The sequence below is a fragment of the Nostoc sp. CALU 546 genome (genome assembly GCF_048836525.1).
In genome coordinates this window covers 1-26,368 of the sequence record NZ_JAWJTF010000109.1, presented here as the reverse complement: position 1 = coordinate 26,368, position 26,368 = coordinate 1, and the positions used below count along the sequence as shown (strand labels likewise).

Below are 26,368 nucleotides of genomic sequence, written 5' to 3'. Positions count from 1 at the left end.
GTGTCTACGATGGGCTATGCCTACACCTAAAAGAAAACTGAGTTAGAAAAAGCTGGTTTTTGGGCAGACTACTTTAAATAAATAGCTGATTTCACAAGAGTTGATCAAGTATGAATACAGCAGTTGAACCGATGGACAAGCTTTTAAACTATCGAATTACCGAACAACTTTATGCCGGCTCTAGAACCTTAGTTTATCGTGCAATTCGAGAGGCTGATCAACTTCCGGTTGTCATCAAACTGCTTCAGCAGGAGTATCCCAGCTTCAATGAACTGTTGCTGTTCCGTAATCAATACACGATCGCTAAAAATATTGACTTACCCGGTATTGTTCATCCCTACAGTCTAGAACCTTACGGCAACAGCTATGCTTTGGTGATGGAAGATTTTGGTGGTATTTCCCTCAGAGATTGGATGAACCAAAAAATAGGTAGCAACCAATATACTCTGACAGAGTTCTTGGAAATTGCGATCGCTCTGAGCAATATTCTTGACGGACTCTATCGCCATCGGATTATCCACAAAGACATCAAACCTGCCAACATTCTGATTAACCCGGAAACTAAGCAAGTTAAGTTAATTGACTTTAGTATTGCCTCTCTTTTACCTAGAGAAACCCAGGAAATTCACAGTCCTAATGTCTTAGAAGGTACTCTCGCCTATCTTTCCCCGGAACAAACCGGGCGGATGAATCGCGGAATTGACTATCGCAGTGATTACTACTCTCTTGGTATCACTTTCTATGAACTACTTACCGGAGAGCTACCTTTCCAGTCTAATGATCCGATGGAGTTGGTTCACTGTCATATTGCCAAGCAACCGGAACAATTACGAACCAAGGGGGAAGAGGAGATTCCCGAAGTTCTTTGTGACATTGTAATAAAATTGATGGCAAAAAATGCTGAAGACCGCTATCAGAGTGCATTAGGGCTAAAGTATGATTTAGAACAATGTTTAGATCAACTGGAGAATACGGGTAGAATTGAGAGTTTTCCAATTGCACAAAGGGATATTTGCGATCGCTTTATCATCCCAGAAAAACTCTACGGTCGCCAAGCCGAAGTTGAAAGCTTACTAGATGCTTTCGAGAGAGTCAGTCAGGGAAGTACTGAAATTATGTTGGTTGCCGGTTTCTCTGGGATTGGCAAAACTGCTGTGGTGAACGAAGTCCACAAGCCAATTGTGCGACAACGGGGTTACTTTATTAAAGGTAAATTTGACCAGTTCCAGCGCAACATCCCTTTCTCTGCTTTTGTCCAAGTTTTCCGAGACTTAATCGGGCAACTGCTAAGTGAAACTGACATTCAATTCGAGCAGTGGAAGTACAAAATTCTCTCTGCTTTGGGTGAGAACGGACAAGTGATGGTTGAGGTAATTCCAGAACTGGAAAGTATCATTGGTAAACAGCCTCCAGCGCCGGAACTTTCTGGGAGTGCGGCACAAAATCGCTTCAATTCGCTGTTTTTGAAGTTCACTCAAGTGTTCACAACAAAAGAACATCCATTGGTAATCTTTATTGATGATTTGCAATGGGCTGATTCTGCTTCTTTAAAGTTAATGCACTTGTTAATGAGTGAAGCTGACATTGGTTATCTACTATTAATTGGTGCTTATCGAGATAACGAAGTCAACCCAGTACATCCACTGATGTTGACTTTGGAAGAAATTCAGAAGTTAGGCGCTACAGTCAATACAATTACTTTATCGCCCCTGGATCAGATTTCTATTAATCATTTGGTTGCAGATACATTGAATTGTTCTCTAACATTAGCGGCACCATTAACAGAATTAGTATTAAGTAAAACTAAAGGCAATCCTTTCTTCAGTACCCAGTTTCTCAAAGCTTTATATCAAGATCAACTAATTACATTTAACTCCCATCACTCCCCACAGGGAGGAATTCAACGAGGATGGGAATGTGATGTTGCTCAGGTGCGATCGCTCGCTTTGACCGATGATGTAGTAGAGTTCATGGCAATTCAACTGCAAAAGTTATCAATTGGAACTCAAGCAGTCTTGAAGTTAGCGGCTTGTGTAGGAAACCAATTTGATTTGGCGGCATTAGCGATCGTCTATGAAAAATCCCAGGTGGAAACATCCGCAGATTTTTGGAAAGCTATGCAAGATGGGTTGATTATTCCTACCAATGAGGTCTACAAATTCTATCAAGAGGAATCAGAATTTATACAACCCAATTCTCCTGACTCCTGTTCTTACAAATTTCTCCATGACCGTGTTCAGCAAGCTGCCTACTCTCTAATTCCTGAATCTCAAAGAAAAGCTACTCATTTAAAAATTGGGCAATTACTATTAAACAATACATCACCATCCGCACTTGAAGGCAGCATTTTTGATATTGTTAATCAGTTAAATGAGGGAATTGACATAATTAATGAGCAATCCCAAAAATATGAACTAGCTCAACTCAATTTAATTGCTGGGAAGAAAGCTAAAGCTTCCACTGCTTATAGAGCAGCCGTTAAATATTTCACGTTAGGTAGAGAATTATTAATAGAAGAAAGTTGGTTGACTAACTATCAACTAACCTTTAGATTGCATCGAGAATCTGCGGAATGTGAATATTTGACTGGCAATTTTGATGAGGCGGAGAGATTATTTAATCTGGCATTATATCATTGTCAGGATAAGTTTGAACAAGCCGATATTTATCGAATTCAGATGCATCTGAAAATGACTCAGGGCGAAAATATAGAATCTGGCTTTGAAGCTGGGTTAAAAGGTTTGAGCATCATGGGGATGCATTTGCCAGTCACTTCTGAAAAACAACAAGCTGCTATCGAAACTGAACTTGAAGAATTAAAAGCTAAACTTCAAACAATTCGGACAGCAGATTTGTTCGATCTGCCTGAAATGACAGATCCAGAGAAGAAAGTTTGTATGGGTCTTTTAGCTGATCTTTGGGCAGCTGCTTATATGGGAGGAGATCAAAATCTTAGTTGTTTGATGCCTCTATTAATGATCAGTTTATCGTTGAAATATGGCAATGCAGAAAGCTCTGGTTTTGCTTACTGTCTATATGGAATGAGTCTGGCAAATCAAGGTAATTATCAAACTGCTTATGAGTTCGGTACACTAGCACTAAAAGTTGATCACCATTTTAATAGTACTCAATTTATACCTAAGAGTAATAATATCTTTGCACACACCATTAATCCCTATAATCAGCATTTAAAAACAAATTTGCCAATTTCTCAAAAATCATTCCAAGTCTGTCAAGAAACTGGAAATTTGGTGTTTGGAGTTTGGGCAGTTTCGTTCCTGATTTGGGCAATGTTAATTAAAGGCGATCGCCTCTCGGATGTCTACACGGAAACTGAAAAATATCTGGGCTATGTACAGCAGGTAAATGATACCAATATGCTGTATGCATTTACTTTACAGCGGCAGTTTTTATTGAACTTACAAGATATATCTAAAAACACCGATTTATTAGATGATTACAATGGCGAAGATATTCCCTATATAGAAGTTTGGCGACAGAAGAATAACTTTGAGCATGGAATTAATTGGTACTGCTTTCTCAAAATCCAATTATCATACCTTTATGGCCGCTACGCAGATGCAGTGAAAGCAGCAGAAGAAGCTGATAAAACCCTTGCTTCTAACTCTGGATTTTTCCCAATTATTCAATATCATTTCTATTATCCACTTAGTTTGATAGCAGTTTATCCCAATGCGACATTAGAGAAGAAAAAGCAATATTGGGAAATTATCCGAGAGCATCAACAAATCCAAAAAACCTGGGCGGAAAACTGTCCAACAAACTTTCTACATCGCTATCTATTATTATCTGCGGAAATAGCAAGAACTTCTGGCAAGTATATGGATGCAATCGAGTTATACGATCGCGCCATTGCGAAAGCCAAAGAAAATGAATACGTCAATGAAGAAGCTCTCGCCAACGAACTCGCAGCCAAGTTTTATTTAGAATGGGGCAAAGAACGCATTGCCCAAGAGTATTTGATTAATGCTTATTATTGCTACACCCACTGGGGCGCTAAAGCTAAAGTCGATGATTTAGAACAGCATTATCCAAAATTGCTAGCTCCTATTTTACAACAAATGCGGCCGCCACTCACACCCAATGAGACGATCACAAATATTGACAGCATTGCTACCTTCCACCCAAGTATCAGTAAATCAATCACTTCTAGCAGCAGTGCATCAGTAATGCTAGATTTGGCAACAGTTATCAAAGCATCTCAGACTCTCTCTAGTGAAATCGAACTAGATAAATTACTTAGTAAGTTGTTGCAAGTTGTGATTGAAAATGCTGGAGCAGATAAGTGTGTTTTACTACTACTTAAAGAAGATAGATTGGTAATTGAGGCTACTACTGAAATTGGGCAGCAATCAACCGTGCTACAGTCCATTTTTGTGGAAGATAGCGCAGAGGTTCCCCATAGCTTGATTTACGCCGTCAAACGCACCCTTCAAACTAGCGTCATCTTTAATGTAACATTGTCTTCGGCGCTGATAGCTGACCCTTACATCATTCGTCAGCAACCCAAAAGCTTGCTGTGTATGCCGATTTTGTATCAAGGCAAACTGTTGGGGATTTTGTATTTAGAAAACAATCTTACCACTGGGGCGTTTACTAGCGATCGCGTCGAAGTTCTCAATCTGTTATGTACTCAAGCTGCAATCTCTCTAGAAAACGCCCGACTTTATCAACATGCACAAGATACTTCAGAAAACCTGAGACAGACTGAACAATTCTTGCGGTTAATTATGGACAATATTCCCCAGTCTGTTTTCTGGAAAGACCGCAATAGTGTTTATTTAGGCTGTAACCAGAAATTTGCTGAAATTTCGGGTGTAGGAGTGCCAGAAAATGTTGTTGGTAAAACAGACTACGATCTCTCTTGGACTCGTGAGGAATCAGATTGGTATGTAGAGTACGATCGCCAAGTCATAGAGTCTGGAGAAGCTCAACTCAACATTGTCGAAACAGTGCTGCAAGCAGACGGAAAACAAATCTGGTCGAATACAAATAAAATTCCTCTAAAAGATCGAGAAGGAAACGTTTTTGGCATCCTTGGCACATGTGAAGACATCACTGCACCTCAACAAGCACAACAATTATTGCAACAGCAAAAGCAACAATTAGAACAAGCCTTGCAAGAACTCCAAACGATGCAATTGCAATTAGTGCAAGGTGAAAAAATGTCTGCCCTTGGTAATTTGGTAGCAGGTGTTGCCCATGAAATCAACAATCCTGTTGGCTTCATTGCTGGCAATTTAGAACCAGCCAAAGATTATATCAAAGACTTGTTTGCACTAATTAAGCTTTATCAACAAAAGTTTCCCAATCCCGGCTCAGAGATTGAAGACGAAATTTATGCCATCGACCTAAATTATTTACTTGAAGATTTACCTAAATTGCTGGATTCGATGAAATTAGGTGTTAGCCGTATCCGCAGTATTAGTACCAGTTTGCGAACCTTCTCTAGAGCAGATAAAGATTATAAAGTTCCCTTTGATATTCATGAAGGCATTGATAGCACTATTTTGATTCTTAGACATCGTTTAAAAGCTAACGAAAATCGTCCAGCAATTGAGGTAGTTAAGAATTATGGCAAACTCCCCCTAGTGGAATGTTTTGCTGGACAACTGAATCAGGTGTTTATGAACTTGTTGGCAAATGCCATTGATGCACTTGAACAATACAATACAGAACGGAGTTTAGAAGCGATTCTAGACAACCCCAATTGCATCACCATTCAAACCTGTGTAGCAGACTCAGGTCAGGATGTTTTGATTAAGATTGCTGATAATGGCGTGGGAATGTCACCAGAGGTTAAACAAAAAGTATTTGACCATTTATTCACCACCAAGCCTGTAGGACAAGGCACTGGATTGGGATTAGCGATCGCTCGTCAAATTGTTGTAGAAGCACATGGCGGTTCCCTCTCTTGTACTTCCGAACTTGGGAAGGGTACGGAGTTTATCATTCAAATCTCTACTCAACAACAATGATGAGTGTTGAGTAATGAGTAATGAGTAATGAGTAATGAGTGATGAGTACTTTATTTAGTATTCAACACGCTACATTTTTGGTTTTTAAATTTTAACTTGGAATAAATCGATGATAATGTTTAATCTGCGGAAAATATGGTTCAAAGCCGCGTCACGATGGTATGCTCCAGCCAATAAAAATTATTACTCATTGAAATGGCGATCGCGAAATTTATTATTACTATCAATTGTAGTGATTCTGTCCATTAGTATTAGTGCTACAGCTATAACTAGTTACAAGATTATTAAGGGGTTGTTGCTTAATAGTCTTAAGGAGCAAGCACTTTTAAAAACACAGCAAGGTCAGAATGATATTGATAACTGGTTAGCCATTCGGAAGACAGAAATTAAGACTTTGGCAAATTCTCCAGTGGTGCGATCGCTAGATTGGTCTGTGATGGAACCTTACTTACAATCTGAGGTGAAGCGGCTACAAACGTTTTTGCTCATGTCGTTGAGCATACCAGATGGTACATTAATTAACACTCAAGGAGGTCGTCCAAATGTTAAAGACCGAGAATTTTTTCAGCGGAGTATAGTGGGTGAAACAGTAGCCGCAGATCCAATCATTGGCCGCACAAGCAATCAGTTGCAGATTCAAATCAGTTCGCCGATTCCTGCCAAAACAGGCGCAAAACCAGCAGGTGTGTTAATGGGAGGTATTCCAATTAACCGAGTAGTTGAAGTGATCAGCAATTTACATCAAGGCAAGAATAGCTATGCCTTTGCCTTAAATTCTCAAGGAGTTCCCATCGCCCATCCCAATACGGAACTAATTGGCACACCTGAAAAAGCTGCTGAGAGTTTCCTCAATTCGCCTAACCCCAAACTGGCTGAAATTACTCAAAAAATGGTAGCTAAAGGCACAAATATTGAATTTGTTCAACTAGATGGTAAATGGAACTATATTGCTTATACTCCCTTGAAAGAAGCAAATTGGTCAGTAGCTTTAGTTGTGCCACAAGAAAATATTGAATCACCATTGCAAGCTTTGAACCTGTTGGCTACGGTTTTGGGAGGATTGCTACTGGTTGGGTTGATTAGTGCGTGGCGACAAGTGCAACTATATGAACAGATTCGCGATCGCGCTTTGGTTTCTAGCCAACAGGCGCACGAACTCAGCAAAGCCTTGAAAGAATTGCAAAATACCCAAGCTCAACTCATCCACACCGAAAAAATGTCTAGCTTGGGACAAATGGTTGCTGGGGTGGCACATGAAATCAATAATCCTGCCAATTTTATTCATGCCAACCTCAACCATGCCAGTGAATACAGCGCAGGTATCCTCGATTTGCTCAAGCTTTATGAACAAACCTACCCAAATCCGACAGCCGAAATTAGCGATCGCGCCCAAGACCTTGATATTGAGTTTCTAGCAGAAGATTTACCCAAGTTAATGGCATCAATGCAAGTAGGAACTAAGCGTATTCGTGAAATTGTGCTGTCGCTGCGTAATTTCTCGCGCCTCGATGAAGCAGACATGAAATTTGTAGACATCCACGAAGGATTAGACAACGCTCTGATGATTCTGAATCATCGCCTAACAGCCACACCTAATCAACCAAAAATTCAGATCATTAAGAAATACGGTGATTTACCCCTAGTCGAATGCTACGCGGGGCAACTGAATCAGGTGTTTATGAATGTTCTGGTAAATGCCATCGATGCACTGGAAGAAGCCAGCCAAAAACGAAGTTTTGAGGCTCTTGAAAATAACCACAATCAAATTAAGCTTCAAACCCAAATTGACAACTCAAGTGATTGTGCAATCATTCAGATTTACGATAATGGCATTGGGATGTCACAGGATGTAAAGCAACGGGTATTTGACCACATGTTTACCACTAAACCTGTGGGCAAAGGAATTGGATTAGGAATGGCGATCGCTTATCAAATTGTTGTAGACAAACACGCAGGAACTATTGAAGTTGATTCTATGCCAGGATATGGGACAGAGTTTACCATCGGTATTCCTTTAACAAGGAAAAATTAAAAATTACTGACAAAATTGTAACAGTCAGGAATTATATCAAAGATTGTTTTAGCTAATTTATATACTCATGATTAGAGACGATATACTTTAATAAATTTGATTTTTAAATTGAATCTGCTCTAATTTTTAAACTTTAATTCAGGAAACTCTCGGCAGATTATGATATAAATCTAAGGCTTTCTGAGAAAGGCGATCGCTCATGACTACCGAAAACAACCCAAGAGCCATTCTAGACTGGGAACACCCCACACCGCCTACAGATTTAATTTTTGATGACGGAGAACCCTTAGAATCAAATCGCCACCGTATTGCCATGAATGTGTTGATTCGGTCATTGCAGCAAGCTTGGGCTGACCGGAATGATTTTTTTACTGGTGGTAATATGTTTATTTATTACAGCAGCGCCCAAATACGTAACCAGGATTTCCGTGGCCCCGATTTCTTTGCTGTCCTGAATGTGGACGGGACTAATTCTCGTCAAGGTTGGGTAGTGTGGGAAGAAAACGGTCGTTATCCTGATGTGATTGTAGAATTAATGTCACCATCTACAGCCAAAATAGATCAGACTGTTAAGAAAGACCTTTACGAACAAACTTTTCATACTTCAGATTATTTTGTCTATGACCCCTTTGATCCGACTTCTTTGCAAGGGTGGCATTTAGATCATAATCAGCAATATCAATCTTTGACACCAAATGAGCGTGGTTGGTTGTGGTGTCAAAAGTTAGGTTTATGGTTGGGAACGTATGAAGGAACAATAGACAGAGAAACGGCGGTATGGTTGCGGTTTTACGATGTAGCTGGCAATTTGGTTTTGTTACCAGACGAAGCTGCTGCTGCACAAGCACAAGTCGCAGTTGCACAAGCGGCTCGTCTAGCAGCTAGATTAAGAGAATTGGGTGAAAATCCAGATATGTGAGAAATTTTGGCTTTTTTGATTTGTTTGGACTACAGTTTTGATTTGTAGGAGTAATAGATGAAGAGACAAGTTATTATTTATCCAGGAGAAGATGGTTATTGGGTGGCTGAATGTCCTAGTTTACCTGCTTGTATCAGCCAAGGTAAGACGAAAACAGAAGCTATTGCCAATATAAAGGAAGCTATTGAATTATATATTGAAGTTTTACAAGAAGAAGGTCGTCCTATTCCAGAAGATCATCTGGAAACTGTTTTAGTTGATGTATGAGCAAGTTACCTATCCTTTCTGGCCAACAGTGCATCAAAGCTTTAGGAAAGGCTAGTTTTTATGTTTTGCGACAACGTGGAAGCCACATTATTTTACGTCGAGATGAGCCATTTGCTGAAGTGGTTGTTCCGAATCATCAAGAATTAGACAAAGGAACTTTACGAGCAATTATTAGACAGGTTGGGCTGAGTGTTGATGAATTTATCGAGTTGCTGTAAGTGAAACACTGGATGCGATCGCTATTTTGAAAGATCAGAATGAGTAAGTGCGATCGCTATTAAGTAAAGCTTCACAACTAAGGTTGAATCGGCACAAATTCATATTTATTAGTGCCAGGTATTTGTTGAACTTTGACCAAGAATATTTTATTGTTTATGCGATCGCCTGATGGTAAAAACTGAATCTTTCCCGTTGCACCATCGACTGAAAAACTTGGACTATGCAACACCTTTTGTAATTCATTGCGTCTGTTGGTGTTGGTTCGTTGTAAACCTGCAATGATCGCTAAGGTTGCATCATAAGCCGTAGCTGTTCGCCAATTCACAGTTGCACCCCAAAGTTTTTGGGCTTCTTGCGGAAAGATGTTATTAGGAAATGCTGCGGGATACCAAGGTGCAGAGATTATCAGTCCGTTGATACCTCTGCCCTCCTTTAAGGTTTCGTTAGTGAAAAGTGTAGGACTACCAAATACAGTTAACTGCCCTTGATTAGATTGTGCCACCGCTAGACCTTGCTTTATTTTGTCTATATAAAGACCTAATACCAATGCATTAGCATTGCTAAGTACAGCTTGAGAAATGACAACACTAGGGTTAAAGTCACGGGCAGAAATATCGCACTCTGTAGAATTAATCTGACCGCCAGCAGCTTTTATCGCTTTAACAAACTCATCGTTAAACGACTGATTATCTATCCCTTGGTAATCAACACAGATAAGAAAATTGGTTTTACCCGCTATTTTAATGGCGTAATTAGAGACGCTATCTGCTATGGATTTAACACTAGGAGCAGTGCGGAAGATATAATTGCCAACCCTGCTAAGGTTTTGGGCAAAACTGGTGGGAGAAATCATCACTAACCCGTCTTTTTGATAGACTGGGGCTGCTGAGAGAGAAGCATTACTAGAGTTATGTCCTACGACAGCTAAGATGCTGGTATCTTTGCCAAACCGAGTGGCAAGCTGTGCAGATTCACTTGGATCATTATCATCATTAGCGATCGCTACCTCCAAAGCTTTGCCATTGATACCGCCACTACTATTCACCTCATCTTGAGCTTGAGCCACACCGCGCAGTATCTCTTTTGCTACATTTGGATTTGTCCCAATAGGTACACTCACAGCAATTTTAAGCCGATCTCCTTTCTGACGAGCCTTAGCATTATTCAAGTAAATCAATGCTTCTGGGTCTGTGATGTTAGCGTTGCGATATGAATTTAACTTATCAATAGCAAGCTGACACTTACTATCGAAAAATGCTTTCACTCCATCCTCTTTCTCTAAGTTTGTATCTTGTTTTAATAAAATTTCTTCACCCAGGCTAATTCTGTCATTCAAACTATACGTATCTTTAGCACATAAGTCTATTGAAGTCTCAACTATCCGTTGAGGCGTTCGAGGCAGTAAAAAGTAGACTAAAATACCGCCAAGAAATACTCCAATGATGCTGGTTCCCACATATTGTAGAAAATTGTTATTTTGGAGACGTGAAGGTGGAAAAACTACTGGAGGTGCGATCAGTGGCTGTTCGACAATTATCGGAGCTTCGATTAAGGCTATATCTTCATCTCTGAGTCCCAATGCTTGCTGAAGACGTTTCAAATTAGTGCGAATTTTATCACTGGGAGGAAACCCAAGTTTAATCTCATTGCGGAACGCCTGTTCATATCGCTGCAATTTTTTCTTGTAGACTTCCACAGGTGCTAAAACCTTAGTTTCAATTGCAGCAGCATCCTCAGATGTTAGTTCCAGTTCCTCTTGTAGTCCTTCCAATGCAGCGCGACCTGTAAAAGAAATCTCACCGTTACCACTCTCTACCCAATACTCAACTTCTCGACGATATTTGAGCTTAGGATCATCTATAGGTGCTTTGGCAATATTGATTTTATAGCCTTCTTTGATGGCATATATCTCCGGTTTCATTGCAGGAGTAGCTTCTTGTACTGCTTTGGTAGCATATTCATGCAATTCATCAACGGAAATCAAACCATCTTCATTCTTATCTGCTGCACCAGTTTCCAGACCCTCAACTATGTAGCGGGTGTAGGTCGAAGTATCTGACCCTTGCTGTTCAAAAGAATATTGGGTGGAAGTTGAAGATGTGAGAACAGCTCGCCCTTCTCCGCCCAATTGGTTCCTGATATCCACAAAACCATCATCTCTTGCTAGCAGACCCTCGGCAAACGCACCACTAAAGCAACAATCAAGAATGACTACCTCACGTTTGCAACGGCTATTACTCATGACTTCATGTACAAAACTAGCTGCTACTGTTGTTGCCTTAACTAATACTCCTTTGTCAGTTTTGCGGGTATTACGAGCTGCAAAGTAAAGCTTACCACTCTCATCTTTAATGCCATGTCCAGAGAAAAACAGCAGTAAGAGGTCATCTTTTTGACGACCATCAAACAAGGTTTCGATAGCTACCGCCATCTCATGCTGTTGAGGGTTTAGTAGCAGTGTTACGTCATCAAAACCACCAATCTTTGAATGCAACAAAACTCGCTGCATGGCTTCGACATCTTTTATTGTTGCTGGTAATGGGCTAAGACCAGGCTCATACTCACTGACTCCTATTAGAAGTGCTACTTTCGCCATCTTGTTATTCTTCCCTAATGCTGGAATTTCTTAGTTACCTGCGACAAACTTTTGAGCTTGTTCGATGGCAGCGTTTAACTCTTCTTGACTGCTAGCTTTCACCTTAAGTTTTTTGCCGTTAGCCTCGACTTCCAATTCAATAGTTTTGTTACCCAAGCGATCGCCCAAAAATCCCAACAATTTCTTAAAATTGGCAAGGCTCACCTCTGCTTGCAATACACCCAACAAAAAACCGCCAACAGATTTGGCTCCTTCGGGTATTTCTGTAACTGCTACAAGTTCAGCACTTTCCACATCTAAGTCTTTGATTTCTCGCAACAGATTCCGTGCTTCTCGTTCTTGCTCCTCTGCATCTAAATCTGGATTAGCAAGAGCGATCGTCAGTTTGACGTTAGATTCAAAACTCATTTTGTACCCTTTTCGGTTTTTAAGCAGTTGACTGTCAACTATATTGCCGTAATTTCTCTATTGACATCATAGCTGCTATGTAAATTTCCTGAAACTTCTTCAAGATTTTTACAAAAACTCATAAAATTTCAGTAAAAATTACTATAAATGTGGGTATTGTCCCTTCTCTAACTAGAAGCAGTAGTATAAAATAGCGACGCAAATTGCTAAAACCAAGTAAAAACGAAAAATAGTGTTACTGGCAATATTTCTGCACCTATCAACCAGCTAGTTTCACTCCGACCCAGCATCACTTGGACTGGTACAGTAGATAAATTGGGAAGCCTACACTGACCTGACGGTACAGTGTAGGTAACTTAAATCATCTAAAACAAGTCCAAATCTGTCACAGCCCCAAGACTGCTAGAAGATACCAACTTGGCATACTTCGCCAACACGCCTTTAGTGTAACGTGGTGCAGGAGGTTGCCAATTAGCACGACGACGAGCCAATTCTTCTTCAGATATATTCAACTGCAATAAACGAGCGGGTGCATCAATAGTAATACTATCGCCTTCTTCTACAAGCGCGATCGCACCACCCACTGCTGCTTCTGGAGCAACATGACCAACTACCATGCCATAAGTACCACCAGAAAAGCGTCCGTCGGTAATTAATCCCACTGCATCACCCAAACCAGCACCGATAATTGCCGAAGTGGGAGCCAACATTTCTCGCATTCCAGGGCCGCCCTTAGGCCCTTCGTAGCGGATTATGAGAATATCACCAGCTTGAATTTTACCCGCCAAAATTGCAGCTAAAGAGGCTTCTTCCGATTCAAATACCCGTGCGGGGCCGGTAATTACTGGTTTCTTCACCCCGGTAATTTTGGCGACAGCCCCTTCCGTTGCCAGATTACCTCTGAGGATGGCTAAATGTCCTTGAGGATACATCGGGTTATTCCAAGTCCGAATCACATCTTGATTGGCAGATGGTTCTTCGGGGATGTCTGCTAATATCTCTGCAATGGTTTGACCGCTGATAGTAATGCTATCCCCATGTAGTAAATCATGTGCAAGTAGCATTTTCATGACTTGCGGAATGCCACCAGCTTTGTGCAAATCTGTAGCGACATATTTACCACTTGGTTTTAAATCACACAAAACGGGAACACGGGCGCGGATTGTTTCAAAGTCGTCTATAGTTAAATCTACTTCAGCGGCGCGGGCGATCGCTAAAAAGTGCAGCACTGCATTTGTCGAACCACCTACCGCCATGATCACAGAGATGGCATTCTCTATAGATTTGCGGGTGATAATTTGGCGGGGCAAGATTTGTTTACGGATAGCTTCGACTAGCACAGATGCCGATTTTTCCGTGCTGTCGGCTTTTTCGGCATCTTCCGCCGCCATTGTTGAGGAATAGGGTAAACTCATTCCCAACGCTTCAAATGCTGAAGACATGGTGTTAGCTGTGAACATTCCCCCACAGGAACCAGCACCAGGACAAGCCCGACCTTCAACTTCTAATAATTCCTTTTCGTCAATTTTTCCAGCACTGTATTGACCAACAGCTTCAAAAGAACTGACAACAGTCAAATCGCGTCCGTTGTAGTGACCGGGTTTAATTGTACCACCGTAGACAAAGATAGCGGGGATATTCATCCGAGCGATCGCCAGCATTGCTCCTGGCATATTTTTATCACAGCCACCAATGGCTAGCACACCATCCATACTTTGCCCAGTACAGGCAGTTTCTATGGAATCGGCGATAACTTCCCGCGACACGAGGGAATATTTCATCCCTTCAGTTCCCATCGAAATCCCATCGCTAATGGTAATCGTGCCGAACATTTGCGGCATCGCCCCGGCGGTTTTAATTCCAACTTCTGCCCGTTGCGCCAGTAGATTTATCCCCATATTACAGGGAGTGATGGTGCTGTAACCGTTGGCAATACCGACAATGGCTTTATTGAAATCTTCATCTTTAAAACCAACTGCACGTAGCATAGCTCGATTTGGCGATCGCTGCACCCCTTGCGTGACAATTTGGCTTCTCAAATTCTCCGACATCTTTTTTCCTTCCCTGGCATCATCGCAACAGTTGCGATTGTATTATCTGATTTTCTCATGCATACGCGGCGCGATCGAACATGAGCAAGCAATAAAAATACCCCTCCCCGATCAGGTGGGGTAGGGGTCAAACCAATTCGCAATTGTGAATTCGCAATTCGCAATTAAATCAGTGTTAGCTCTTTAGCGGGGTAGGTTTCTAGCGGGAATTAGGATGATTAATTAAAGGATAATGTCGCTTGCTACTAGTCCTGGTGCTCCTGCGAGTTGAACCTCAAACTCGGCGGCAAAATCGAAATTGGTGTTAGCTTGAAGAATACCTCCTGCATAACGGACTTGACCGACTGCGGAGAATGCGCCAGCCCCGATGAAAGTGAAGGCTTGGTTGTTTGCTATGAAGGGGTTGGCGTCAATAACAGATAGATCAATTTGATCACCTGCAAAGATACCGTTTCCAACGAAGTCAGTAATCACATCTCGTAACAAACCAGGTTGACTTTCTGAAGCTGAGTTGAAAACGAAAACATCATTACTCGATCCTCCAGTCAGGCGATCTGTTCCACTACCACCGATGAGGCGATCATTGCCACTACCGCCGTTAATAGTATCGTTACCCAATCCGCCGCTAATGGTATCATTGCCGCCATTGCCATTGAGGACGTTATTGCCAGAGGAGCCAATAATTGTTTCACCGCCTTGGCTACCCTCAACATTCTCAAAGTTAAGGATGGTTTCAGTATTACCATTAAGGACAGAGGTTAAGCCTGTTGCCAGATTGATTGTGACCCCGGAAGCGAAAGTGACACCGGAATAATCAATGGTGTCAACGCCAGTTCCACCATTATGGACATCAAAGGTTACAAAGTCGGTATCAATGATGCGATCGTTGCCACTGTCGCCGTTGGTTGAGTCTACTCCAGCACCACCATTAATGGTATCGTTGCCACCACCACCAGATAATTGGTTATTTTGGTTGTCGCCAGTAATGCTGTCATTTGCATTTGTGCCAATGACATTATCAAAGTTGACTACAGTAAATGGCAATGCTCCCAAAAAAGGAACGTTATTGGCAGTCAAACTTTGATTTTGCAGGTTAACGGTGATAGATACTCCAGGCAAAGATTGGGATGCATCTATGGTATTGTTGGCAACATTAGCATTAGCAATAATCTTTTCGACTTTAAAGAGTTGGTCTTGCCCCAATCCTCCAGCTTTTTCAATGGTTCCAATACCTGACAAGGTAATTCTTTGACCTAGTTGACTGTAGTCAGCGGTATCAAAGCCATCTCCACCATTAATGTTGTCGTTACCTTGACTGCCTTTGAAGATGTCATCGCCTACGCCCCCATTGAGGCTATCATTGCCACTTCCCCCATCGAGGCTATCATTGCCAGCACCCCCATTGAGTGTATCATTGCCAGCACCACCATTGAGGGTATCGTTAGTGCCAAGAGCGTTAAGAATGTCGTTACCGTTCAGTCCGTTGATGGTATCAGCAGCATCGGGGATTAAAAGACCTGGAAAAACAAAAACTGGATCGACGATACCGTTCAGAGCAGGGCGAAAAGCAAATGGTACACCGTTGAAGGTATTGTTGTCATTGAAATTGCTACCGTTTATAGTTGCCATAATGAGTTCCTCTGATAGTTTCAAAAAGTAAAAGTTAAGAAATTATCTCGTCATTTCCTCGCTAGGAAAGGAGTAGGATAAATGAATAGACATTTGAACCAGACCTGACTTAAGCAGGTCTTTACCGTCAATTCTAAAGATTTGAGAAATACTGCATATATCGATGATGTTGGCATTAAAAATTGTGCCAGCAATCATGTTTTATCCTTGTGCCTGATATCTTCATTTCCAAGACCAGGCTGCTAGGTAAGAAGCAGATTTACTCGGATTTAACTTTAGGTGTCTTTGATGTTTTTAATTTATATCCAAATCACAAGGTCGTGATAGTACCCCTCAGGGTACTTTGTTTTATTTATCAGAAAAACTTACTAATACCAATTCAATTAATGATTGCAACACGTCCTTGGGTAAAGACGCGATGAATCGCGTCTCTACAAATGGTCTATTTGTCGCGTTCTTTTGCAATCGCCAAAATATCAATACTTACGACAAAGCATGTATATTATGATACTTCTATTTTGGCATTTAACATGCATTTTTCCTTGAGATTATGGCTGGCTCAAGAAGTCGTTAATAGCATGTAATAATTGATGGAAAGTGTAAGGCTTCCTTAAAAATATATTGACGCCAGCGTTAGCGGCTTCAACCATCTGACTCTCAGACACAGTGCCACTGATACCCATAATCTTGACTTGTGGATTCATTTGTTGGATTATGTCAATGGCAGTCAATCCATCCATTGATGGCATCATCATATCCATCAACACCATGCTGATTTTATTTTTATGCTGGGCGTATAATGAGATTGCCTCAATGCCGTTAATAGCTGTTAGAGTTTTGTAGTTGTGGTCTTCTAGCAAAGTTTTACTAATCTCTAGAATAGCGGCTTCATCATCTACAACTAGAATCAATTCTCCGTTGCCGTTGGTCAATTCCAATTTTTCTGGTTGCTGCTTTGTAGTTCTGTTTATGGCTGGTAAGTACACTTCAAATTGGGAACCTTTACCTATCTCACTAGACACTTTCACAAAACCATTGTGGTTTTTGACAATCCCAATCACCGTTGACAAACCTAAGCCAGTGCCTTTACCTAGTTCTTTGGTTGTGAAAAAGGGTTCAAAAATGCGCTCCAAAATTAGTGGCGGAATCCCAAATCCTGTATCTGAAATAGTTATGAGTATATATGGGCCCACCTGAGCATTTAGATTCATTTTGGCAAAGCTTTCATCAATGAATAAATTCTCCGCAGATATAGATAAAGTGCCACCCTTGGGCATGGCATCACGAGCGTTGACGCACAAATTCATTAACACCTGATGAATTTGAGTAGGATCTGCCAAGATAGTCCAGAGTTGATGTCTAGGTAGATTATTGATAATTGCGATGGATTTGGGAAATGTGCTTTTGACAATTTGATTAATTTCTAGTAATAGATGTTCTATTTGCAAAGAAATACCACTGCCTTCCGACCTACGAGAAAAAGTCAGAATTTGTTTGACCAAATCCGCCGCACGTTTAGAGTTATGTTCGAGCAACTTCAACAGTTGGTGATTACGTGCATCTAGATTGGGAAGTTTGAGCGCTAACATTTCTGCCGAGGAGAGAATGGGCGTCAAAATATTGTTGAGGTCATGAGCAATACCACTTGCCAACGTGCCAAGGCTTTCTAGGCGTTGGGCGCGGAGAAATTGAGCCAGGAGTTGTTTTTTCTCGGTGATATCAGTGTCAACGGAGAGGATGGATTTGGGTTGTTCTGCTTCATCACGCATCAGTGTCCATCGGCTTTCCACGATAATTTCTTTGCCGCACTTTGTGACTTTATGTAACTCACCTTGCCATAAGCCACAGTCAATAACATTTGTTAAAGCTGCTTGCAATTGCTGTGAGTTTTCTTTGCATATCAGCTCCTCCAGGTTTTTTCCCAAAGCCTCGTGAGCTTCCCAACCATACAGACGTTCTGCGCCTTGATTCCAGAATAAGATTTGGTTTTGGAAGTTTCGCACAACGATCGCATCAGAAGCAATATCTAATAAAGCTGCTTGTTCGCGGATTTTCTGTTCTGCCCACTTGCGCTCAATGGTCGTAGCCAATATATTAGCGATCGCTTGCAAAAAGTGAATATCATTTTGGGTAAACTCTCGGTGTCTAGTTGTGTGTGCGCCTAAGACACCAAGAGGTTGTTTTTGACCCTGAATTATGACGCTAATGCCACTAATTACCGAGTGGTTAATCAATAAAGGTGGCCCTTGAAACCGTGTTTCTTTGGTAAGATCGCAAACAATTACTGGCTCATGGGAAAGTAGTGTATAGGAAGCCTGAGTCTGATTCCCTACACCTAATTCTAATTTGAAATTTCCCACTAGCCCTGATTGCCAACCGAATCCCGATCGCAACAATAAGCTGTTCTCATGCGGGAGGAGTTCTAAAACTTTACTGTACTCTACCTCAAGGCTTTGAGTAATCAGGATAACAGCTTCGTCCATTAATGCGTAAAGGTCGATATTCGCCAGAGCTAATTGACCAAGTTTAGCCACAGCTGCCTGCTGGCGCACACGCGCTCTTAAACCCGATTCCACCCGCTTGCGTTCAACCAGTTCAGTTTGTACCTGCTCATACAATTGAGATTGCTGGATGGCAATGCCCACCTGCATTGCCAATTGTTTGAGTAAATCGATTTCCCACGTCTGCCACTGGCGGGGTGCTGCACACTGGTTAGCAACTAATAATCCCCACAATTTTTTTCCTTGTAAGATGGGGACTGCCAAGTTCGCCCTGACCTGAAACTGAGTGAGTAAATCACGGTGGCATTCAGTCAGACCTGCTGTATAAATATCTGCGATCGCTTGGATGCGCCCCTGTCTGTACTCCTCACCGTGAGTTTCCATGAAATAACAGTCTTTGACTTGGGTATTCAGAGTCGAAATCCAATTTTCATCAACAGACTCCACCACCACTACCCCGGTGTAGTCTGCTTCAAACTGATACATGAACACTCGATCTACTTGTAAAAACTGACGTACTTCAGTGACGGTGGTATTGAGAACATTATCCAAATTCAAACTCTGGCGGATGCGCTGGGCAATTGCCATCACTAGTCGCTGCCATTGAATTTGCTGTTGTAATGTCTCCTCTGCTTGTTTACACTCTGTGAGGTGACATACTGAATTCAACTCATCATTGTTCATCTTTCAATATGCTGGTACAGGGAATAGGGAATAGGGAATAGGGAATAGGGAATAGGGAATAGATATGTACCGAGTTTTATTTAAAAATCAAATAGGAGTCCTGTCCTATGTAGTTAAAACTATTTGATGACGGGAGGATCTAAATTTTACGGCGGTTGTTATTTTTATAGTTCTTCCTTAAGAGGTGCGCCGATTTAAAATATGTTTCCTTTATTGCAGCATAAATTATCATTTGTAACAACTTTCGGAAACTGTATGTATATTGAGTTAATGAGTGAAATCAAGTGTTCAATCTGGCTTCGACAGAGTTTTTTACCTGTTTTGACCACTAGGGTTTAGAGGTTGTTTGAAAAGTGTTTCGCTGTGATTTTAGGCACTTTAGATCCCCCCTAACCCACGCCAGTCGCTCCACTTGGGGAGACCCCAAGACCGCGCTGGCTCCCCTTAAAAAAGGGGGAACCGGAGTCAAAGTCCCCCAATTTATCGGGGGATTTAGGGGGATCTAAAACTTTTGATACCTACAAGAGGACTTTTCAAACATCTTCTTAGACTAAACCTTACTTATAAAAAAAGTGGTATTCATTGTAAAAACTGAATACCACTCTGTATTTGTTAAAAATTCCCGATAACGGAGATATTTCAGCCAGGTAGAGTTATCCCAGTTACAGCGATCGCACCTGCGATCGCACTGGCGGCGAGGGAAGTAATCGCTGTCCCAAATATCCACCAAGCAGCGTTTGCAACGGTTTTCTTGGTTTCTTCGGCTTGCTTTTTAGCTTGCTCTTGGATTGCTTTTAGGCGTTTTTGGGTTTCTTGTTGGATGCGTTCGGCTCGTTGCAGTACGCCATCCCGCGCCGCTTCTATTTGGTTGATGATCCGGTTAGCATCAGCCTCCGAAATATCTTCACGAGAACTGATCACAGCAACTAGGGTGTCACGATCAAATTGACTCAGGCGATCGCGCAATGCTTCAAATCCGGCTTGGGGATCGTCGAACACTTTCGCAAAGTCTTGCTGAATCCCTTCATAGTTGAGTTCTGAACGATCCAGGGAGTTGAGATAGTTACGAACTTTGGCAAAAACTCCATCCAGCACTGATTGCACTCTCTGCTGAATCTGCTGGAATTGTTCGACTATGGAACTACGAACAGAATCAATTTGATCCACAATTCGGTTAGCTTCTTCTTCTGAGATATCCTCCCGTTGGGATAATAGCGCCACAATTGTCGAACGGTCAAATTTCGAGGCGCGATCGCTTAAATTCCCAATTCCAGCGCGGGGAGAAGATAGCAGCAATTGCAAATCGCGTTTGATTCCTTCGGGATTTAGTTCGTCTTTGTTGGTATTACGCAGATATTCTTCGAGATTGGCTTCAAAATCTAAAGCTTGTTGAGCAGTACGCTTGGCTAAACGTCGTGGCGCTCTCACAATATCACCAATCGCATCTTGAGCGCGATCAATAATCTGATTAACTTGCTCTTGGCTCAAGTCTCCCCGTTGACTTACGAGTTTAACTAAGGTTTCTCGATCAACGTGAGATAAGCGATCGCGCAGTGCTAAGGCTCCAGCTTTGGGATCATCGAGTAATTTTTCCAAATCGGCTCTGATACCTTCTGGATCAAGTTCTTCCAAGTTGGTATTGCGGAGATATTCTGCGATCGCTTTTGTCGTTTTTTCGTACTGTTCTTTCGCTTGCTGCGGTACTTGCAAAATACTATCTCGGACTGATTCAAGCTGATCGAGAACTTGGTTTACCTGTTCTTCGCTCAAATCTTGACGCTGACTGAGCAATTTTACCAGTGTATCGCGGTCAAATTGCGATAGGCGCGATCGTAATAGGCTAATTCCAGCTTGCGGATCGTCTAGCAGAACTCTAAACTCACGTTTGATAGCTTCAGGATTGAGTTGATCTTTGTTAGTATTCCGCAGATAGTCTTCAACTCTTTGGCGTAGTTCATCAGCTTTCGCTTTTGCTTGTTCTTGCAATTCTCTAGCACGATTCAAGAAATTATCGCGGTTGCGTTCGAGTTGACTAACAATATTATTAGCTTCCTCTTCGCTGATATCTTGACGTTGCTGGAGCAATTGTACAAAAGTGTCGCGGTCAAATTGTCCGAAGCGGCTACTTAAATCTTCAAATCCAGCTTCCGGATCTTCCAGCAACTTGCTAAAGTCCCGTTCAATAGCTTCAGGATTTAGTTCTTCTTTCCCCGTCGAACGGAGATAATCTTCGATACGGCTGCGGAAATCTTGCCCTTTTTCTCGTGTTTCGGCTTGTTTGACAGTTTCTAAAACTTCCAGGCGATCGCTTTCCATTTGATCGGAAATTTCTTTCACTCTGGCTTCACTGAGATCATCTCGCTGCTTCAGCAAGTTGGTAAAATATTCTTGATTGATTTCTTCCAATTCCCGTCTGACAGTGGTCGGATCTGCATTTACGTCATAGATGACTTCTTTAAATTCATCTACTAGGGTAATTCGGTTAAAGTGCCAAGGAAATGAATGCAATATATAGTCTTCTACGTCTGCCTTAATTGTGTTCTCAAGTGATATTGGCAATTTTGCAGATACTTGCTCAGACGCTTGCTCTCTAAACTTTTGAAATTGTTCTGTGATTTGATCGACATCAACATCTTGAACTTTTTCTTTTAGCTTTTGCAACTGAGTTGTAATTTTGTTAACATCTATATCGGAAAGGTTTACCCGTTCCATAACTGCTGGTGCAGCGGCGCTCAAACCATATCGAATGGCTTGCTTGATTACACCATTGCCATTACCACCTCCAACTGTAACCAGTTCTTGGAGTCGTTCACCCAATCGCTCAGAATTGAGTTCTTCAGGAGTGGCAGACTTGAGCAAATTAATTACTTGCTCCGTGGGATTTTTGCGATTCAAAGCTTGTTGCCAAGCACCTTCAAATTGGTCAGCAATGCGATTAATCTCTTCTTTAGATAAATCTGCACGACTGCTGATTAAATCAACAAATGTTTGACGATTAATGTTTTGCAATAAATCACTATTAGCAACCGATTGCAAATCAGTATCTTTAAGCAACTGGTCAAATTGATTCCGAAGCTCTTTGATATCCAGCTTTGGCAATTCCAGAGAACCTAAAGAACTTTGGAGCGTATTTTTAATCCCTTCAGAATCAAAACCTGAAGTTAATTCTCGCCGAACTGCGGCTGTAATCTCTTCAGCAGTAGAAACTAACTGTTTTTTTGCAGTATTAGCACCAATACCAGCACTTGCTGTACCCATCAAAGCTTGAAAACCAGAAGTAACAGTATTAGCAATAGAACCAATTAAAGAACCTGCTGCTGATGAACCCAACCAAATTACCAGTGAGAAATAGGTAGACCAGATGACTACACCGATAATTGCTCCTAAAAATGCACTTTCGATTAAGCTAAGTTTTACCGCTAAAAAACAAGCAATAAATAATGCAATGCTAGCGGTTATTAATGCCCAAGCACCAACTTTACCTTGAACTTTCCGAATTGTCTTACCCAAACTTTCTGACTCATCATCAGAATCCGAGTCAATTTCCCAAGATGAAATTCCTACTGCAACTGAAAAGTTTGTGAATAACAATTGAAAGGCAAATGCCATTGCAACTCCAGCCAGCAATGCTACCAAGAATTTAGGCCCAGAAAACATAACTGATGCTTCTTCTGGAGTTAGTACTTCTTGCGCTAAAGTTATTGGCGCTAATCCAAAAGGTAGCCAATTCCACCCAAAAATAGTTAAAACACTTTGAAACATAGGATTTTCTCACTTGCACTCAACTAAATACCAATTCTGTCTGAAGATGCATAGAATTAATACTCTTCTGTATTCCACCAAAGTATCGCAGGGTAAAAATATATGCACCTTCACAAAGAGATGGTTATGAATACCCATTTACAAAATGGCTTATTTCTCAGCTTAATTATTAGTTATAGAAGTTGGCACTTTCTTAGGTAATAGGTTTCTTTGCCAGAGGTCGTATTTAAGCAAATAACTTTTCAATTGTTTTTCTGAGATAGAATAATCTATATGTATTTGTACATTTTCGTTAGACAAATATTTTTATAAAAATTACTTTTTATAAAAATGTATCTACAGATATGGCAGTTTATAACCGCTTGAGCTACCGCATTAAATTTTATAAGACAATCTTTTTTGTATCAACTTTGAGCGCAAAATTTGATAGATGTAATAATTTCTATCATAAGTCTTATAAGACAAATTAATATTTTATACTTGATATTTTTTACTCATTTAGATAAAAGCACCTATATCTAATGATAGAGAGAAAAGTTCTTCCAAGCGATTGATGAAACTGAAATAGAAACATGTATTAATAAGGGTTATTACGAGCTATGAATTAGTGAATAATTAATTTTTGCTGAGGAGAAAGAATAATGGTTGTAGGTGTACATAAACGTGCTGTAGGCGTATTTTCTAATCGTAGAGATGTAGAACATGCCTTACATGAATTAAAAAAAGTTGGTTTTGATATGAACAGAGTCTCTGTCATTACCCAGGATGGAGACAGAGAGGACATTGCTGGGGCTGAAGTGAGCGATCGCGTCGGCGATAAATCTGACGAAGGTGCTAAAGTCGGAGCAGCCACAGGCGGTGCTTTGGGCGGATTAACTGGTTTATTAGTTGGTCTTGGCACTTTGGCAATTCCAGGAATTGGGCCAATTATGCTGGCTGGAGCCGCAGCAACTACTCTAGCTACAACTCTCGCGGGCGCAGGTATTGGCGCAGTAGCAGGTAGTTTGCTTGGTGCATTGATTGGTTTAGGAATTCCTGAAGAACGAGCCAGAGTTTACGACGAACGTGTAAGACGAGGACATTATTTAGTTATCCTCGATGGCACAGATGCAGAAATTCTCAGAGCAGAAGCAATTTTACATCAGCGGGGTGTAGAAGAGTTTGGCATTTACGACCACCCAGATGCTAAAAATGCAACCACTGGTTATGTCGCTCCAACACCTGTTGCGACTCATAGTGGTGTTGCTAGACGTGCAATTGGAGTCTTTTCTCATCGGCGAGATGCAGAAGTAGCACTTACAGAATTGCGAGATGCGGGTTTTCCCTTAAATAAAATTTCCATCATTGCCAAAGATACAAACGGTCATGGGATCGCTGGCGTAGATGTAGACAGAAACGTTAGTACAGGTAATAAAGCAGACGAAGGCGCAAAAGCTGGAGCAGCTACAGGTGGTGTTGTCGGCGGCTTGACTGGCTTATTAGTTGGTCTTGGGACTTTAGCAATTCCTGGAGTTGGGCCTGTGATTGCAGGTGGCGCAGTAGCAACAGCTTTGGCCACAACATTGGCTGGTGGTGCTATTGGTGCAGCCGCAGGAAGTATTGTTGGCGCACTGGTTGGCTTGGGAATTCCTGAAGACAAGGCGCGAATATATAATGAACGCTTCCAAAAAGGTGACTACCTGCTAATTATCGATGCTACTGAAGCTGAAATTCACCAAGCTGAAGCTATTCTCAAACGTCGAGGTATTGAAGAATTTGCTATCTATGATGCCACTGAAATTAGTGAACATCGCCCAGGTTTTGAGCGAGCAACCCATAACGAAACGCCAGTTATTGATCCCGTTCGCCCCAATTACTCAACAGAGCCTCATAGAAACGATCCTACCGTAGTTATTGTTGACCGTCGTGATGAAGTACTCTAACTCAAGGTAGGTGTCACTCACACTAATTCCACAAAATTATCGGAGCAAGAAGTTGAATAAGAATGGAAAAAACAAAAATTAAAATGCTTTTTCGTTCTGGATTCTAAATTCTTTTTGATAAAGACCTTGCTCCTTACTAAAAAACTTGCTCCTCACTTTTGCCGTAAATATCAATCAATTCTGAGCCAAAATTAAACATATGCAAAAGCTAACTCCTTTCCTAATTAGTGGTCTTTTAGTTTTTGGTGTTGCCGCTTGTCAAGATACCGCCAAAACAACTGTAACCGCACCAGCCCCAGACGAAGCCGCACAAGCTCCAACAGCAGCAACAACACAAGCTGCTAAAGAAGACGCACAAAGTGAAGTTCGCAGAAGACAACTTGATGCTGATATTCGTGCCCGCGAACAGCGCAATAATGTCACTGGTGGCGACACAGACAGAGCCACAGCCGATCTAGCAAGTCAAGTTCGCTCCAAATTGGAAGCTAATATCCCTGGTGGTCAACTAACAGTTAATGCAGTACAAGATGGGACTGTAACTGTAGCTGGAACTGTGAATAATCAAGAGCAATTGGCTAAAATTGAGCCTTTGTCTAAGGAAATTAAAGGTGTCAAAAATGTAGTTGTTAAAGCAGTGGTTGCTCCGCCAAAAAGCTAAAGCACCTAACAATAAATCCCAGTGAGTAAGTAGGCAAAAATAAATTTAGATGCTCTTACTCAGTCTTAGTGGTCAGTTGTCAATTATTACTGACCACTAAGAATTGACAACTGACGACCTTAATAATTATATTGACTGATGATCAGTTAAGTTATACAAACTTTTGTAGTCACCAAAAATAAAAACTATGGAAACCGAACAACAGCAACGTGAATCCATCAATACTTCTTTTTCACAAGGTACTTTAGCACTTGAAGGTGCTGACACTGCAAACTTGCCAAAGTTACCACCCGCAACTGAACCGGAATCCCAATGGCAGCAAATTAGCAGACAAATTACTCAATTTTTGGAGCAACTACCCGAATACTTAAGTGGCTTTTTTCAAAACTACAAGCAGCCTCTAATAACTGTTGCTTTAATTTTGGCGGCGATTGTTACAGCTAAGGTAGTACTATCAGTACTAGATGCAATCAACGATATTCCCCTACTATCACCGCTTTTTGAGTTAGTTGGAATTGGTTATGCCAGTTGGTTTATTTTCCGTTATCTCCTAAAGTCTTCAACTCGCCAAGAATTAGGTAATGAAATTAAACTACTAAAAAACCAATTTGTGGGCGAGTAAATTTGAAAATGCACGGTGTCGAGATCCCCGACTTCTTTGAGAAATCGGGGATCTAATTTTTCACGAATGATTTAGGATTGCTATAGGAATCCGCTTTGA

General features: G+C 41.3%; 14 protein-coding genes. 8 read left to right on the top strand and 6 right to left on the bottom strand.

Annotated elements, in window-relative coordinates; all coding sequences use genetic code 11:
• Positions 1–110 precede the first annotated feature (110 nt).
• From RRG12_RS35050 to RRG12_RS35030, 5 genes are all read left to right on the top strand, one after another.
• The gene (locus tag RRG12_RS35050; protein WP_420762393.1) at positions 111–5,999 is read left to right on the top strand and encodes a trifunctional serine/threonine-protein kinase/ATP-binding protein/sensor histidine kinase; all 5,889 of its coding nucleotides are present in this window, start codon (positions 111–113) and stop codon (positions 5,997–5,999) included.
• Positions 6,000–6,108: 109 nt separating this feature from the next.
• Positions 6,109–8,031, top strand: a complete 1,923-nt coding sequence (locus RRG12_RS35045) for a sensor histidine kinase (protein ID WP_420762392.1) — start codon at positions 6,109–6,111, stop codon at positions 8,029–8,031.
• Positions 8,032–8,230: 199 nt separating this feature from the next.
• Positions 8,231–8,950 (top strand): Uma2 family endonuclease, encoded by a 720-nt coding sequence (locus RRG12_RS35040; protein WP_420762391.1) that lies wholly within the window; start codon positions 8,231–8,233, stop codon positions 8,948–8,950.
• 57 nt (positions 8,951–9,007) lie between these two features.
• A complete protein-coding gene (locus RRG12_RS35035; protein WP_069067848.1) occupies positions 9,008–9,217 on the top strand; it encodes a type II toxin-antitoxin system HicB family antitoxin in 210 nt (69 codons plus the stop codon).
• A complete protein-coding gene (locus RRG12_RS35030; RefSeq protein WP_420762390.1) occupies positions 9,214–9,435 on the top strand; it encodes a type II toxin-antitoxin system HicA family toxin in 222 nt (73 codons plus the stop codon). Before RRG12_RS35035 ends, RRG12_RS35030 begins: the two co-directional genes overlap by 4 nt.
• Positions 9,436–9,512: 77 nt before the next feature.
• On the opposite strand, the gene RRG12_RS35025 is transcribed toward RRG12_RS35030, so the two are convergent.
• The 6 genes from RRG12_RS35025 to RRG12_RS35000 form a co-directional block, all read right to left on the bottom strand.
• Positions 9,513–12,032 carry a caspase, EACC1-associated type gene (locus RRG12_RS35025; protein WP_420762389.1) on the bottom strand — a complete coding sequence of 840 codons (2,520 nt, stop codon included), beginning with the start codon at positions 12,030–12,032 and terminating at the stop codon, positions 9,513–9,515.
• A gap of 30 nt (positions 12,033–12,062) precedes the next feature.
• On the bottom strand, positions 12,063–12,440 hold the full coding sequence (locus RRG12_RS35020) for a hypothetical protein (protein ID WP_420762388.1): 378 nt from the start codon (positions 12,438–12,440) through the stop codon (positions 12,063–12,065).
• A 365-nt stretch (positions 12,441–12,805) separates the two neighbouring features.
• The gene (gene ilvD, locus RRG12_RS35015) at positions 12,806–14,491 is read right to left on the bottom strand and encodes a dihydroxy-acid dehydratase (protein ID WP_420762387.1); all 1,686 of its coding nucleotides are present in this window, start codon (positions 14,489–14,491) and stop codon (positions 12,806–12,808) included.
• Between the two features lie 222 nt (positions 14,492–14,713).
• The gene (locus tag RRG12_RS35010; RefSeq protein ID WP_420762386.1) at positions 14,714–16,120 is read right to left on the bottom strand and encodes a calcium-binding protein; all 1,407 of its coding nucleotides are present in this window, start codon (positions 16,118–16,120) and stop codon (positions 14,714–14,716) included.
• Between the two features lie 548 nt (positions 16,121–16,668).
• Positions 16,669–19,305 (bottom strand): GAF domain-containing protein, encoded by a 2,637-nt coding sequence (locus tag RRG12_RS35005; RefSeq protein WP_420762385.1) that lies wholly within the window; start codon positions 19,303–19,305, stop codon positions 16,669–16,671.
• 639 nt (positions 19,306–19,944) lie between these two features.
• Positions 19,945–23,067, bottom strand: a complete 3,123-nt coding sequence (locus tag RRG12_RS35000; RefSeq protein ID WP_420762384.1) for an MFS transporter — start codon at positions 23,065–23,067, stop codon at positions 19,945–19,947.
• A gap of 641 nt (positions 23,068–23,708) precedes the next feature.
• On the opposite strand from RRG12_RS35000, the gene RRG12_RS34995 reads away from it, so the two are divergent.
• From RRG12_RS34995 to RRG12_RS34985, 3 genes are all read left to right on the top strand, one after another.
• Complete coding sequence (locus RRG12_RS34995; RefSeq protein ID WP_420762383.1) at positions 23,709–24,989, top strand: histidine kinase; 1,281 nt, start codon at positions 23,709–23,711, stop codon at positions 24,987–24,989.
• Between the two features lie 199 nt (positions 24,990–25,188).
• A complete protein-coding gene (locus RRG12_RS34990) occupies positions 25,189–25,647 on the top strand; it encodes a BON domain-containing protein (protein ID WP_420762382.1) in 459 nt (152 codons plus the stop codon).
• Positions 25,648–25,834: 187 nt separating this feature from the next.
• A complete protein-coding gene (locus RRG12_RS34985) occupies positions 25,835–26,269 on the top strand; it encodes a CAAD domain-containing protein (RefSeq protein WP_069073319.1) in 435 nt (144 codons plus the stop codon).
• Positions 26,270–26,368: the final 99 nt, after the last annotated feature.